The 13,682-nt window shown below is 56.2% G+C and carries 13 protein-coding genes; 2 read left to right on the forward strand and 11 right to left on the reverse strand.

What is annotated here, in order from left to right:
- Positions 1-115: 115 nt before the first annotated feature.
- Entirely contained in the window at positions 116-472 is a 357-nt protein-coding gene (locus tag NNN71_RS06040; protein WP_271458084.1) for a hypothetical protein, read from the forward strand.
- Here NNN71_RS06040 and NNN71_RS06045 read toward each other — a convergent pair.
- The 3 genes from NNN71_RS06045 to NNN71_RS06055 all read right to left on the reverse strand — a co-directional run bounded on the left by NNN71_RS06045 (position 469) and on the right by NNN71_RS06055 (position 4,751).
- On the reverse strand, positions 469-2,034 hold the full coding sequence (locus NNN71_RS06045) for an EAL domain-containing protein (RefSeq protein WP_333909572.1): 1,566 nt from the start codon (positions 2,032-2,034) through the stop codon (positions 469-471). The genes NNN71_RS06040 and NNN71_RS06045 overlap by 4 nt on opposite strands.
- Positions 2,035-2,212: 178 nt before the next feature.
- A complete protein-coding gene (locus NNN71_RS06050) occupies positions 2,213-2,989 on the reverse strand; it encodes an SDR family NAD(P)-dependent oxidoreductase (RefSeq protein ID WP_271458085.1) in 777 nt (258 codons plus the stop codon).
- Positions 2,967-4,751 (reverse strand): sodium:solute symporter family transporter, encoded by a 1,785-nt coding sequence (locus NNN71_RS06055; protein ID WP_163447924.1) that lies wholly within the window; start codon positions 4,749-4,751, stop codon positions 2,967-2,969. The genes NNN71_RS06050 and NNN71_RS06055 overlap by 23 nt, the downstream gene beginning before the upstream one ends.
- A gap of 316 nt (positions 4,752-5,067) precedes the next feature.
- Here NNN71_RS06055 and NNN71_RS06060 point away from each other — a divergent pair, with 316 nt between their 5' ends.
- Positions 5,068-5,763, forward strand: coding sequence for a FadR/GntR family transcriptional regulator (locus NNN71_RS06060; protein WP_163447925.1), 696 nt, complete (start codon positions 5,068-5,070; stop codon positions 5,761-5,763).
- Here the strand turns inward: NNN71_RS06060 and NNN71_RS06065 are convergent, their stop codons facing one another.
- The 8 genes from NNN71_RS06065 to cutD form a co-directional block, all read right to left on the reverse strand.
- Positions 5,764-7,857 (reverse strand): heparinase II/III domain-containing protein, encoded by a 2,094-nt coding sequence (locus NNN71_RS06065; protein WP_271458086.1) that lies wholly within the window; start codon positions 7,855-7,857, stop codon positions 5,764-5,766.
- 163 nt (positions 7,858-8,020) lie between these two features.
- Positions 8,021-9,544: a sensor domain-containing diguanylate cyclase gene (locus tag NNN71_RS06070; protein WP_271458087.1), complete on the reverse strand. Its 1,524-nt coding sequence runs from the start codon at positions 9,542-9,544 to the stop codon at positions 8,021-8,023.
- A gap of 678 nt (positions 9,545-10,222) precedes the next feature.
- Positions 10,223-10,552, reverse strand: coding sequence for a DMT family transporter (locus NNN71_RS06075; RefSeq protein WP_065356243.1), 330 nt, complete (start codon positions 10,550-10,552; stop codon positions 10,223-10,225).
- A gap of 17 nt (positions 10,553-10,569) precedes the next feature.
- Positions 10,570-10,980 (reverse strand): DMT family transporter, encoded by a 411-nt coding sequence (locus NNN71_RS06080; protein WP_163447928.1) that lies wholly within the window; start codon positions 10,978-10,980, stop codon positions 10,570-10,572.
- Between the two features lie 19 nt (positions 10,981-10,999).
- Positions 11,000-11,680: a hypothetical protein gene (locus tag NNN71_RS06085; RefSeq protein ID WP_271458088.1), complete on the reverse strand. Its 681-nt coding sequence runs from the start codon at positions 11,678-11,680 to the stop codon at positions 11,000-11,002.
- 11 nt (positions 11,681-11,691) lie between these two features.
- A complete protein-coding gene (locus NNN71_RS06090) occupies positions 11,692-12,312 on the reverse strand; it encodes a phosphate propanoyltransferase (RefSeq protein WP_163447930.1) in 621 nt (206 codons plus the stop codon).
- On the reverse strand, positions 12,309-12,722 hold the full coding sequence (locus NNN71_RS06095; RefSeq protein WP_271458089.1) for a BMC domain-containing protein: 414 nt from the start codon (positions 12,720-12,722) through the stop codon (positions 12,309-12,311). Before NNN71_RS06095 ends, NNN71_RS06090 begins: the two co-directional genes overlap by 4 nt.
- An 11-nt stretch (positions 12,723-12,733) precedes the next feature.
- Positions 12,734-13,681 carry a choline TMA-lyase-activating enzyme gene (gene cutD, locus NNN71_RS06100; RefSeq protein WP_163447932.1) on the reverse strand — a complete coding sequence of 316 codons (948 nt, stop codon included), beginning with the start codon at positions 13,679-13,681 and terminating at the stop codon, positions 12,734-12,736.
- Position 13,682 lies beyond the last annotated feature (1 nt).

Raw genomic sequence — 13,682 nt, forward strand, 5'->3', positions numbered from 1 at the left:
ATTTTATTTCGTAATATCCATTTCTGTTTCTTCGTTTTTATTGAGTCAGAACAAAAACGTTATATTCATCAGGCCTGTATGGTAGCGCCTCATATTGAGTCTGTTTACCTATAAAATGATGAAGAATCTGCTGTTATTATTATCGTTTATTTTAATTTCCCCCTCATCTCTGGCGCTGAATTTTAACTCGACGGCGCTGCAGCTTCATTGCCCGTCGCGCGGCCTGGTGGAGGTCACTCTCCATGTCTATGGTCATGTATCGGAACTGTGGCAGGGGCATTATGAAGTCGGCGCTGGCCACCGTCAGGATAACGGCGTCGAGGTGGTCAGCTTTAGCAATGGCGACAGGCTTATCCACCGCAGCCGTAGCGGCGAGTTTTTATATCGCTATGCGGGGAAGGGGACGCTACAGCACTGCCAGAAGCTTTCCGAAAGCCCGCTCCATGCGCAGACGCTGGCCTATCACCATTAACGTTCGCCTGGCTGTAGGTTATCGTTCGCCCAGTGGATAAACGCTTTTTTCGCCAGCGCTGGGCTGAATAGCCAACCCTGTCCGGTCTGCACGCCGTGGGCGAGCAGCCAGTCGCGTTGCGCGGGAGTTTCAATCCCTTCGGCCACCATCGTCAGGTTGAGCGATTTTGCCATGTCGATGATATGGCCGGTCACGCGATTGTGTTCCAGGCTGTCGACGAAGGATTTATCGATCTTCAGCGTGTCGATGTCCAGATCCTGCAAGTAGCTGAGGCTTGAATAGCCGACGCCAAAATCATCAATACAAATGGTATGGCCCATTTCCCGGTAGGCCTGAATCACCGGGCACGCGGTTTTGGGAGTGATGAGTTCGCGCTCGGTAATTTCAATCGCAATCTGATTGGCGGCAACCTGCCACTGCGTGAGCAGTTGTTTGACGAGCGTCGGCAGGGGAGGCGAACTGAGGTCGGCGGCGGAGAAATTAATCGCAATATGTTGTTGTGGATGCGCGGCCAGCCAGTTCCCGAGATCGTCAAATACCGTACGCACGATATATTCGGTCAGTTGATTAATAACGCCGGTTTGCTCGGCCAGCGGGATGAAAATATCCGGCGGTAGCCAGTGGCCGTCCGGCTGCTGCCAGCGGGCCAGCGCTTCGGCGCCGACGATGCGTCCGCTCTTCAGGTCGACCACCGGCTGATAGTGCACGCTGATTTCCTTCGTCCGTATGGCATCGAGAATGCGGTAATGTGATGAACGCAGGCGGCGCAGAAGACGCAGCATCAAAAATGCCGTGATGAGACTCAGGAGTATGCCCAACGGCACCCAAATCATCAGCTGGTGGCGCAAGCTGGATTCCATCGGCTGCAGGGAAGACCAGGTCAGTAAAATCGCCCCCACCGTTGGCAGAAGCTGCTGGTGGTAAACGATGCCATCTTTTTCGATTGTTGGCTGAAAGACATGCAGATTTTTTTGCCAGAAGTCCGCGTCGACAGGCGCATTGCTGGTGATCACCTGATAACCTTTCGTACTGATCAACGCGGCATGAATGGGGTAGTGAGGGTGCGGCAAGACGTCGATCAGTGAATCGGGATCCACAATGGCGACGTACCGACCGTTGCTGACGGCGACCATTTTGTCGTCGGTTTGCAGGTCGTGACGCGACACCAGCCACACCTGATAACCGCCGGGGGCGGTAAATTCGGAGTCCGGGACTTTTTCGCCCAGACTATTGCCCAACAGGGCGCAGGGATGGACCGCGTTTTCAAGGAAAAACACGCTCTGCACGTATTGATGAATATAGGACATCTTTTGCAACTGACGCAGATGCGCCAGGCTACAGGTCTCGCCCCGGAAGCGGCTGACCTCTTCCAGCGCGGTACGCGTTTGATGCTTGACGCGCTCTGAACGCGCCATGACCCGTGCGGCGTAGTTGTTTAACTCCTGGTCAAAGAGTTCGTGGGCCTGGCGGTGGGCCAGCCACAGGCTGAGCGTAATGGGCAGAATGATTAGGATAATCAGCACGCCCGTGATTATGCTCACCAGACGCTGCGTGGTCATCATAAATTCCTGGTGCTCGAGCGGAGGTTATTAAGCGATTTATTCGCTGCTGATTATATCGTTGGCAGGGGGCTCCGGACTATAACAATATAAAGATTATGCCTATCATTCTGCTGGATACCGATTTTGGCTCGAAGCGAAATACCCCTTCAGGATGAACTGAAGGGGTGTTTTTTATCCATTATGGCGCCATTTGTCCGCCGTTGACGTCCAGAATCTGCCCGGTGATATAGCCGCTGCAGGCGTGCGATGCGAAGAACAAGAACGCTGGTGCAACCTCCTCAGCGGTGCCAAAGCGGCCCATCGGGATACTGGCGGCGATTTTGGCCCGCAGTTCGTCGCTTTTCCCGTCATGGAACGCGGTATCGATGGTGCCCGGTGAGACGATATTGAAGCGGATACCGTCGACGGTAAATTCTTTCACCCAGTTACGGTGAATATCGTGCAACCATGCCTTCGACGCCGCGTAGACGCCCGCACCCACGCCGCCGCCCTCGCGCCCGGCGATGGAACCGGTGCTGATAACGCAGGTGGTTTCGCCTCGGGCTTTCGCCGCCGCGCGTAAATGCGGAATGGCAAAGCGGGTCATCATCAGCGCCGAGCGGGCGTTGAGATCCATCACCCGGTCGTAAAATTCATCGTCAATGGCTTCCAGGTTGGCCCGCCCTCCGAGACCGCCGGCGTTGTTAATCAACACGTCCAGGCCACCGAAGCGTTCAACAAACGCGGCGACCAGGTGAGCGCATTCGTCCGAGCTGGTGACATCGGCCTGCAAGAATTCGACCTCGCCGCCGTATTGACGCAGCAGACTCAACGTCTCCTCCAGCTCCGGCGGTACGTTATGGCTGTTGATGCCGACTTTGGCTCCCTGGCGGGCAAACGCCAGCGCGGCGGCCAGCCCCATCCCTGCGCTGGACCCGGTGATTAATACGCGCTTATTTTTCAGGTCGGTAAACATAGTTGCTCCCTTGTGTTGAAGAATCAGAAGAGGCGCTGCGCCAAAGAACGTAGCCGAACAAAATGATGGCGGCAGCGCTGAGCAGGAACAGCAGGCGTCCCCACAATGGATTAGGAATCAGGATCATCAGCAGCATGCACAGACCCATGGCGAGCGATATCTTGCCGATTTTGCTGCGCTGCAGGCGGTCGAAGCCATCCTGCTCGTGGTCGGCGTAGACCGGTGTTTCCATATTGCTGAAGAAGGTAGCGAGTACCGAAGCGCGCGCTTTACCCGGCTCGCGGTAAAACAGCGTCGACAGGCAGAAGAAGCCGCCGGTAAACACCAGGTGGCAGAAGATATTCCACACGGCGGAGAGATCTTTCAGTTCACGGTTGGTCAGCGTCAGCCCCAGCGCGTCGCTCACGTCTTTCACCGTGATCCAGTGGGTAATGACGTAAGAAACAATCAGCCCAAAGACCACCGTCCCCCATGCGGACCAGTCCGGTGTTTTGCGGATAAACATGCCGAAGAACAGCGGCACGATAATCGGCGCGGAAGCCAGGGTCCCAACCTGAATCATCAGGTCAAACAGGCTCAGCTCTTGCAGCGATTGCATATACTGCGCGACCAGAATCACCAGCACGCCGTTGACGATGCACGCCGTCTGGCCGACGCGCAGCAGGTAGTGCTCGCTTTTGGGTTCATTGCGATTCACCACCGGCGTCCAGAAACTGCGCACGAAAATGCCCGAGTTGCGGTTAAGCGCGGTATCCATCGACGACATGGTGGCGGCAAACAGGCCGGCCATCAGCAGCCCGACGGTTCCCTCCGGCATGGCGCGTTCGGCGAACACCAGATAGGCCGCGTCGGTGGCGTTTTTCCCCAGTTCCGGGTGCGACTGCGCCATATCCGGGTAGAGAATGGCGGTGGCCCACGGCGGTATAAACCAAATCAGGGTGCCGAACAGCATCAGGAACAGGGCAAACAGCGCGGCTTTTTTGGCGTTGGCGCTGTCCTTGGCGTTCAGGTAGCGATAGGAATCCTGCAGGTTGTTGAAGCTTTGCAGCTGCTTCACAAAGAAGAAGGCGAAGCAGACGATCAGGATCAGAATATAGTGCGGGCCGGTGTCCGGGCCGGTAAAGAAGCCGGACGGGAAGTCGTTGACCATTTTGACCGGGCCGCCGACTTTAAACAGCGCCACCGCCGCGCAAACCACCGAAATAATCGCCACAATCAGCGTTTGTACGAAGTCGCTGGCCACCACGCCCCAGGAGCCGCTCAGCAGGGAGATCAGCAACACCACCAGACCGGTGATCCACAGCGTCAGCGTTAAGTCATACTTAAAGACCGCGCTGGCAAACACCGCCAGGCTGTTAAGCCACACGCCCGCGTTAAGGATGCTGAGCGGAATCAGGATCCAGGTAAAGAACTGCTCGTTTTTCGGGCCAAAGCGCTGGCTGATGGCCTGAGTGGGCGTATCGACCCGCAGCTGGCGGAAACGGGTGGCGAACCACCACCAGCCGACGATGTAACCAATGACGTTACCGGCAAAGACGCCGATGGCCGTAAAGCCGTAGCGATAGGCCTGACCGGCGGCGCCGGTGAAGGTCCAGGCGCTGAACTGCGCCATGAACGCCGTCGCGCCCACCATCCACCACAGCATCCTGCCGCCGCCGCGGAAGTAGTGGCTTGCCGACCCGGTACCCATTTTTTTGAACGCGTAGCTGATAGCAATCATCAGCACGAAGTACACCACCATCACAATAATGTTGATATCCATTATGTCCACACTCGCGAGTTGTATCAGGAGATGAAGTATTATTTGTCATTTAGTATGACTAATAAAATTGGCGTGAGCTGATTTGCGATCCACTTCAATGTTTGGCGTTTTATCGAGTGTGACTTGTGATCTGTGTTGAGTAATTGAACAATTTGGCGTAAAAACGATCCTTATTAGTATGACTAAATGCGATATCAGGCTGTCGAGTGATGGTTAAATGTACGGAAAAAGCCGAGAAAATTGCGCTGGATGCGCTAATCGATCCCCCTGGCTATGTTACACTGAGCCATAATTCTTGTTCAGGTATGACAAAAGCATGAACTTCACGACGATTACGACGACACAGCGCGGCCTGGATGGCCTGATTGCCAGCGACATTGCCCGCAAGATTTTCTCCGGTCAGCTGCAGCCTGGCACCGTATTACCGGCCGAAGTTGAGCTGTGTGAACAGCTGGGAGTCAGCCGCACGGCGCTGCGCGAGGCGCTGAAACTAGTATCGTCTAAAGGCTTGCTGGAGTCGCGGCCGAAAACCGGTACCCGCGTTCGCGCCCGCACCGACTGGAATATTCTCGACGTACAGCTGCTGGAATGGCTGAGCGGCATGGAAGGCACGCTGGAAATGTATCAGCAGTTTCTTGAGTTCCGGCGGGTGATTGAGCCGCACGCGACCCGTCTGGCGGCGATAAATGCCACGCGCGAGCAGTGCATCGCGTTGTCACAGACCTGGGAAGAAATGTGCCGCATTGCGCAAAATTTTGACGCTGAACGGTGGGTGGATGCCGATACGCGCTTTCACCGCATCATTTTTATGTCGTCCGGTAACTGCTTCTATCAGCCGTTTGGCAACGTGCTGACTACGGTGTTCAAATGGTTTATCAGCCACTCCTCAAAAGAGGGCGGCATGTGTCTCGACGACCATGAGCGCATCTATAAAGCGATTATGGCGGGCGATGCGGAGGCGGCGTTCCAGGCGTCCCTCGGCATGATGGACGCCAGCAAACACCGCCTCTGATTACGCCACGCTGAACCCGCCGTGTCCGCGGCGGTTATCTACCGCTATCCGGCAGGGCTCGCCCTGGTGGAAGGCGATTAACACAACCGTCTGCGCCGCGCTGTGCTCCTCAATCACCACTTCCCGTACGTTCCCCCGCGCCTGGCGCGAAACTTCCCGCGACTCGTCAAACTCGCCGTGGCACTCCAGCACGTTGGCAAACAGCGTGTTTTGCGCATGTGTTCGTAACAGCCATGCGGGCTCTTCGCGCAGGTTAAACGCAGGATCGCTGGCACCTGTCCGGGCGATTATCAGCTCGCCGGGCTGTGGCATTGTGCTGGTCAGCGTGTAGAAGCTGTCGCCGTATAGCCAGCTCAACTGCGCCGCTTCTGCGGCGGGCACCGGGCCACAGGCGCAGCGCCAAAGGTGCTCATAGCCTTGCGAGGTGCCGAGCGGCGCTCGGGTAGGTTCCGCCTTCAGTTCACGGTTGCAGTGGATGATTTGCCCCAACGTGTGCAGGCAATAGTCATACTGATGGCGGCTGTCGCTGTACAGCGCAAACAGATCGACCAGTAGCGGGCGCTCGCACTGCGGCAGCGTGAGCAACAGGACCGTGCGCTGTTGGTTAACCCCCGGCCAGTAGTCGTCGGCAAAGGCGCTCATCCCCTGATATGGGCCGCTGCCGGTAAAGAAATGGGTATTTCCGTGACGCGCCGCCGCCCGTTCTTTGTCGCCCTGATTCTGGCAGCCTTCATCCACCACCACGGTGTTGTGGGCCACGGTTTTCTTGGCGTAGCCGTTATTTTCCGCCACGTAGCGACCGCCGAATTTAGGTTCGACGTTAACCCAGCGGGCGAAGCCGTAGTCCTGAAGGATTTCGTGCCCACGGGTAAAGTAGCTGAGGTGCAGTCCGTCAAAATGGCCATGGTTCAGGGCGCTGTGCATACCGGCGATATTGCCATGCCCGCCCCACCAAAGCAGCGCCATACTCTCCGATTCTCCGTCAGGCTGAGCGCGCAGAATACCGCCTGCGCCGCGATCGCCTGCCACGCCGTCGCGTACCAACTGCGAACGGCGGACCGTGGCCTCACCCGGTGCTTGCGCATCTTCGCTGAGCAATAGCGCCCCCCGGCACGGCCAGCATGCCTGTTGATAGTGGGCGATGGCCGACAGCTGCGGCGATGCGCCATAGTGCTGGCGACACAGGCTGACCGCCATCAGCGCGCCTTCATCGCGCAGATTCATGGTTTTCGAGGCATCGTTCAGTGCTGGCAGAGTGCCGTCCGGGAACGCCATATCGAACAGCGTGACGCAGGCGCGCTGGATTAAACGATCGCCGTAGGACCAGATTTCCCGTTCCGGCTGGCAGCGGTCAAGCGCCGCGGCAAGTAGCAGCATGGGGCGCAGCGCGAAACGCTGGTAGTAAAGCCCTTCGATATAGTAGCCGTCGACAGAAAACAGCTGGTTAAGCTGGGCGTAAAATCCGCCGCTGACGTCATCGCGCAGCTTACCGTGCAGGGCGATCTCCACCCACTCGGGATGGTCGGTAGCCAGGCCGCACAGCGCGATGGCGGCCACCGACCACATGCCATGGTTGTGGACGATATCGAAGGTGTCCCGGTGGACGGTAATGGCCTCACGCACCATCAGGCACAGCAAGTTTTCTTCAATATGCGCGCGGTCTGCCTCGCTGGCCGAGCCTTTCACGCAGGCCCACGCTCCGGCGGCGTAAAGTAAAAACATATCTTCGTTGAGCGTCTGGTGGAATAGCCTGCCCGGCGGATTGCTGTCGCGGCTGGTGGCGCTGCCCAGCGTCGGGTAGACGTCGGCATAGCCGCGCAGCAGCGCGAGCAGGGCGTCGCGGTAGCGGACGTCGCCGCTCAGCAGCCAGTGGAGCCCGGCGAGATCCATCATCTGATAATTGTATTTATGCCGGGCATGTTCCGGGCCGCCGCCTTCGCCGTGGCCAGGGATCCACTGCGGGCGAGCCAGCCAGGCTTCCAGCTGCTGGCGTTGGTGGCGCAGCGTGATGCCGGGCTGCGTATCGTGCGTGAAACACGCCCGCAGCGCCGTAATATCAGAAGGGGAGAGGAAAAGGGAGCGGTCGAGGATCATCAAGCATCTCCAGGTCATGTTTATTAGTATGACTATTTGATGCAAAAAATAAACCTATCACCTCATTAACAGCCAGCGCTATGGCTTTAAGTTGCATGCGAGGTCACAAAATAAACATTATTTGTCATACTATAGATGTTATCAGCCCTGAGCCGCAGAATGCTCAAGCGAAGGTCAGCGACTCGCTGATAATGCGGTTTTTACCATTTCGCTTGGCTTCGTAGAGCCGTTTATCCGCCAGCACCAGCGCCTCTTCTACGCGCATATCGTCTTTGGTGGCAATGCCGCCGCTGAAGGTGACGCGCAGGTTCGTCTCGCGAAAGTGTCGCTGCTCGCAGGTTTCACGCCAGCGTTCCAGAAACGCCAACGCGTCGTGCTGCGTCATCCCGTGAAACAGGGCGACAATCTCCTCGCCGCCGTAGCGGTAGAGGGTGATGTTATCCATTCCGCGCAGACGCAGCCCGATATCCGCTACCGTCCTGAGGACCATATCGCCAACCGCGTGGCCGTAAGTATCGTTGATGGTCTTAAAGTTATCGATATCGATCATGGCGATGCACAGATCGTTGGTCTGTTGAAGAAATTCAATATCGTTATCAAAAGCCCGGCGGTTCTTGAGCTCGGTGAGACCATCGGTCAGCGCTTCGTTTTTAATCATTTCTTGCTGCACGGTAGTATTGTGGATCTCTTCATACAGCATCTCCTCCGCAGCTTTAAGTTCGATGGCACCGTTGCGAATACCGTTCGCGATGCTGATATAGAGGCCGTTGAGAGAAGAGCGCACCATCCACCAACAGACAAACAGCGCCAGCAGGCCGAAGGCCAGACAGTAGATAACGTTCAGGCTGTGGGTGAAGACCTGCGAGATTAAATCGCTATTGCGCACTTCATGAACCAGAAACCACGTGGTGTCGCCCACCGCGCTGCAGAAATACCACCTTTCGCTGTCAGGCAGATAGAAAAAGGGCGTCTGTTTATTGAGTCGGGGGGCGACGTTGGCCAGCGTCTGGGGATTCACCGCCTCTCTTTCATTGGTTATCTGCTGGCCTTCGTTATCCATGATCCACTTGCGCCCCGGCAGGGTGGAGTAGGCGGCGTTCAGGATATCCATGCTGGGTTCCTGGTTAAGCCGGATGGCCAGCACGCCGAGCTTTTCGCCGTCTACGTTGTTGATCAGCGATTTGGAGAGCGTGAGGGTGCTGACGGCATCATCAAAGATATCCCGACTGCGGGTATAGTGCGTATTGCCTCCGTCATCGCGAATGGCCGCCATATACCAGATCTTGTGGCGCGGGTCGGTGTCTTCCTCGGTTTTGTCGTTGAGCTCAACGTTGGGCAGACGGATAAAACCCCCTTGCTGGTCGGCGTACACCAAGGTACGGGCGTCGGGCATGGTGCTAAAGCGCTCAAACAGCCAGTGACGGAGCTCGCCGTCGTCATTCTTCTTATCTTGTTTGATGCTGATAAACTGCTCGATGGTTTCATCAAGCATGATGTCGTAGTCGTGAAGGTACTTTGCGGTGTAAGCGGCCAGATTCTGCACGTCGCGCATGTTTTGCCGTTGATAGCTGCTTTTGACGTCGTACCACTGCACCGCCAGCACTGCGATGCAGGCGAGGGTGAAAATAATGGCCGTTTTCAGGAAACAGATATTTAACGGGCGGCGGAAATTCAGGTTCCGAATCACAGCTTTCTCCAGAAGCAAAAAATCAATAAATCCATTCACGCAAGAACGATTTTTTGGGTATGACGGTAGTAAATAACCACTGAAAATTATTATTTTCCCGATGTAAATACGCTACGCACACTCACTCGATTTACTGCCTTTAATTAAAGGTTGCGAATGTTACAACCCGTAAATACCATTGTCAAAGGCGATTGAACTAATTCATATCGATCGTTGAAACCGATCGTCACGGGTATTAGCAATAAGCCAGATGACAACGATCGATATCCCTTTATTGATTGGCGAAAACGATCTGTTGTTATCATTTCATATGGATTAATTTCCTTTTAAAACAATGTCATTGTTGTCTTTTACTCTAATAAAAATATGATCGTAAGTGATGGCTTAGGCTATGTGTAATAACTTTTTGGGGAACGTTAATGCCATTGTGTAATAATGTTTCGGATATTTACATTTGTTTGATGGAGAATGATTTTCGGGGAGGTATTTTTTCGCGGCGATGGGAAATAAATCTTCTTTCCTTGCGGAAATAATATTTCCTGAAAGGTGGCGGCAGATTTCTGATGCTGAAGGGTGAGAGGAGTAAATATAACGGGGAAAAATTATTTCTCATCCTGAGGGATATTAAGCGCTCGCCGTGCAGAGACCTTCCCGGCCAGGGAAGGTCTCTATTGTCTATTACATTCCGGAGAAGACGTTCATGATTACGCCGCCGCTGATGATCAACAGCATGGCGAAAATCGCGGGTAGATCGGGCTTCTGCTTATAGAGAATCATCGAGAAGATGGTGACGCCCACGATGCCAAAACCGCACCACAGTGAGTAGGCCACGCCAACGGGGATGGTGCTCATGGCGCGGGTCAGGGCGAAATAGCACAGCGCGTAAGCGCAAACCACCAGCACTGATGGCCCCAGTTTACTAAAACCGTTGGTTTTTTTGATCATCGAGGTGCCGGTGATTTCGGAGCCGATAGACAGCGCCAGCCATAAAAATCCGAGATTAAACATGAGCGATTCCTTCTGCGTTAGTTGGCGATTTTGTTATCAAGGGTGGAAACCGGCGTCGGCGGCGTCTCTTCCGCTTCCTCATGACCCATTTTCGAGAACAGGTTCATGATGACAATGCCGCTGGCAATCACCGCCATGCCGATGATGGCGGCGGTATCCGGATGCTGACCATAGAAGGCCATGCCCAGCGTTGAGACCACCAGGATGCCGGTTCCCGACCAGGTGGCGTAGGCCAGACCGACCGGAATATCTTTCACCGCGCGGGAGAGCGAGTAGTAGCAGATGCAGTAAAGCACCACGATCAGCGCCAGCAGCAGGGTTTTGGTCATCCCTTCGCTGGAGTCGAACATTTTAAGCGTTGAGGTGGCCGAGGTTTCCGACAAGATAACCAACAGCATCCATAGCCAGCATTTTGTTTTCGAAGACATATCTACACTCCAGGGTGTGTTATCGAGGTAAGGTTATTTTTTTCTGTGCTTTTAAAAAATCGACGGCGGCATCGGTCAACACGGCGTCGGGTGAGTCGGCCAGCGCCGGATTATTGACGATATCTGTGACAGTCAGATAACGCCGTGGGCTTTCACTGACGGCTGGCGGCCTGGCGTTCGCGGTCAGCCTGTCCAGTAGTTCGTTCAGCGTACCCAGGGTGATGCCACTGGCCGTCAGGCGTTCCAGCGTTGCGCTCATTTGCGCCGCGTAGCCGGGCTGCGCGACGCCGCGTAGCGCGTTTAGCTCGCTGTGCGGGTCGCAAAGATAACGCAGCGCCAGCACCGGAATGCCTGCCAGTAGCGCATCGTGTACCCTTTGCGCTACCGGGCTTTGTAGCGTGCCGTTCAGCAGATCCGCCGCCAGCGGATAATCGAGAAACGGTAGCAGCAGCGCCTTGTAGGGGGCGGGCGGTAACGCACGGTGCCAGATCTCCGCGGGTTGCACATCGCCAAGCGTCTGCCAGCGCTCAGCATCCGTCAGCTCGCCGCTTAACGCCAGATGCAGCCGCTCGCCGCAGCACGCCAGGCGTTGGCAAATCTCGTGGCGATACCCCTCCGCCGCGGTCACCATCACCAGCACGGGAGGCTGCAGGCGCTGGAGGATTTGCGTCACCAGACGGTCGATCTGTTGCTCGGTCATCATGGCCTCCGTTAGCCTATCAGCGCCACCTGCTCGCCGTTTTTCAGCCCGGCGGCGTTGGCCTCTTCGGTATCGATGTGGAATTCGAGGGCGAAATCTTCGCGCACCCGCACCACCACTTCATCAAACGTTAGCCGACGCTCGCCGTGGCTGCACACGCTCACCTTCTGGCCGTTGCTGACGTTTAGCTGACGGGCATCCTGCGGCGACATATGAATGTGCCGCCAGGCGCAGATCACCTGCGAGTGCAGTTCAACGTGGCCTTTCGGGCCAATCAGCAGCGCGCTGCCGGCATTCTCCAGCTGGCCGGATTCGCGCACCGGCGCTTTGATGCCCAGCGCGAAACAGTCGGCGCGCGACACTTCCAGCTGCGTGGTAGGCCGGGTTGGGCCGAGCACGCGCACGTTGCTGAGCGAGCCTTTCGGGCCGACGATGGTCACGCACTCTTCGGCGGCAAACTGTCCCGGCTGGCGCAGCGGCTTAAACGGCGTCAAGGTATAGCCCTTGCCGAACAGCGCTTCGACGTCCTGCTGCGACAGATGCACGTGGCGGTTAGAGATGCCGACCGGAATGACGGGCGTAGACTCGGTCAGCCGGGCGGCGATTTTTTCCTGTAGCAGGGCGTCAATCATGCCTTCTTCCCTTTCTTATTGGCAGCGTGTTTCTCATCGGCGTTCGGCGCGGGCACCAGCGGTTGCGGCTCAACGGCGGGAGCCTCGATTGCCGGTTCAGCGACCACGGTGGTTGGCGCGGCGGCGCGCGGCGGGTGGCCCTTCAGGTTGTTGAGCGCTTCCACCACGCAGCGTTCCGGACGGGCAATCACCAGCGATGTGACCTGCGGATCGCTGATTTTTGCCACCGCTACGCCGCGCTCGACGGCGGTATGAATCGCGCTGATTTCGCCTTCAAAGCAGACGCTCACCAGCCCTGAACCCACCTTGCGATAGCCAATACAGGCCACGCCCGCGGCTTTACAGGCGGCGTCGACGGCCTGAACGGCGGCGACTAATCCTCGTGTTTCAATGACGCCTAAACTTTTCATTATCGGCTCCTTTAATGACGAACTAAGCGAATATCAAACTCAAACTGGGCGAAAAACGCTTCAAGCTTGTTCAGCTCTTCCACGCTGTAGGTCGGGTCCTCAAGAATCGGGTAGGGCATCTCCAGACGTTCGTACTTTTTGCGCCCCAGCTGGTGGTACGGCAGCATATCGATACGGCGAATATTGCCGCGCTTCGCCAGCTTCTGGACGTAATCAATCGCCCCGGTAATGGCTTCCCATGAATCGTTGTAGCCGCGCACCAACGGCATGCGCACAATCACGTTCGCGCCGGAATCAACCAGCCACTCGAGGTTACGGCGTACCCCTTCGTTACCGATGCCGAACAGCGTTTTGTGGTGATCGCTGTCGATCTGTTTGATGTCGAACAAGAAGGTATCGGTGACCGGCGCCAGCTTCTGGTAATTGGCCAGCGGCGTAGTGCCCTGCGTCTCGACGGCGGTGTTGATCATCATCTTCTTGCATTCACTGAACAGGGCCACGGCAAAGTCGGTTTGCAGGCTCATTTCGCCGCCGCCGATGGTGACGCCGCCGCCGGAAGAGACGTAAAAGTCATAGTCCTGCATGATGATGTCCATCAGCTCGCTGACGGTGACGTCTTTGCCCATAATATCCAGCGCGTTCTGGGTACAGATTTCTTCACACTTACGGCAACCAATGCAGTCTTTATTGCGGTTGACGAAGTGTTTCATCGCGCCGTTTTCTTCGGCCCGGTAGTGAATGCCCGCCGGGCAGACGTTGACGCAGTCGCCGCAGTTAATGCATTTATCCTGCGAGAACATCACCTGGAACTGGCTGCTTAACCCTTCCGGATTGGCGCACCACGGGCAGCGAATATTGCAGCCTTTAAAAAACACCAGCGTGCGGATGCCGTCGCCGTCGTAGATCGAGTATTTCTGAATGTTGAAAATACGCCCGGTTAATTCTGTCTTTGCTATCACG

It is taken from the genome of Kluyvera sp. Awk 3, assembly GCF_028069715.1.
Lineage (GTDB): Bacteria > Pseudomonadota > Gammaproteobacteria > Enterobacterales > Enterobacteriaceae > Kluyvera > Kluyvera georgiana_A.

Bases quoted from the DNA above. Each gene is read 5' to 3' on its own strand.
- NNN71_RS06055 (WP_163447924.1), bottom strand. From the start codon at position 4,751: ATGGATATCAACATTATTGTGATGGTGGTGTACTTCGTGCTGATGATT.
- NNN71_RS06085 (WP_271458088.1), bottom strand. From the start codon at position 11,680: ATGACCGAGCAACAGATCGACCGTCTGGTGACGCAAATCCTCCAGCGC.
- NNN71_RS06090 (WP_163447930.1), bottom strand. From the start codon at position 12,312: ATGATTGACGCCCTGCTACAGGAAAAAATCGCCGCCCGGCTGACCGAG.
- NNN71_RS06050 (WP_271458085.1), bottom strand. From the start codon at position 2,989: ATGTTTACCGACCTGAAAAATAAGCGCGTATTAATCACCGGGTCCAGC.
- NNN71_RS06095 (WP_271458089.1), bottom strand. From the start codon at position 12,722: ATGAAAAGTTTAGGCGTCATTGAAACACGAGGATTAGTCGCCGCCGTT.
- NNN71_RS06075 (WP_065356243.1), bottom strand. From the start codon at position 10,552: ATGTTTAATCTCGGATTTTTATGGCTGGCGCTGTCTATCGGCTCCGAA.
- NNN71_RS06045 (WP_333909572.1), bottom strand. From the start codon at position 2,034: ATGATGACCACGCAGCGTCTGGTGAGCATAATCACGGGCGTGCTGATT.
- NNN71_RS06080 (WP_163447928.1), bottom strand. From the start codon at position 10,980: ATGTCTTCGAAAACAAAATGCTGGCTATGGATGCTGTTGGTTATCTTG.
- NNN71_RS06060 (WP_163447925.1), top strand. From the start codon at position 5,068: ATGAACTTCACGACGATTACGACGACACAGCGCGGCCTGGATGGCCTG.
- NNN71_RS06065 (WP_271458086.1), bottom strand. From the start codon at position 7,857: ATGATCCTCGACCGCTCCCTTTTCCTCTCCCCTTCTGATATTACGGCG.
- NNN71_RS06040 (WP_271458084.1), top strand. From the start codon at position 116: ATGATGAAGAATCTGCTGTTATTATTATCGTTTATTTTAATTTCCCCC.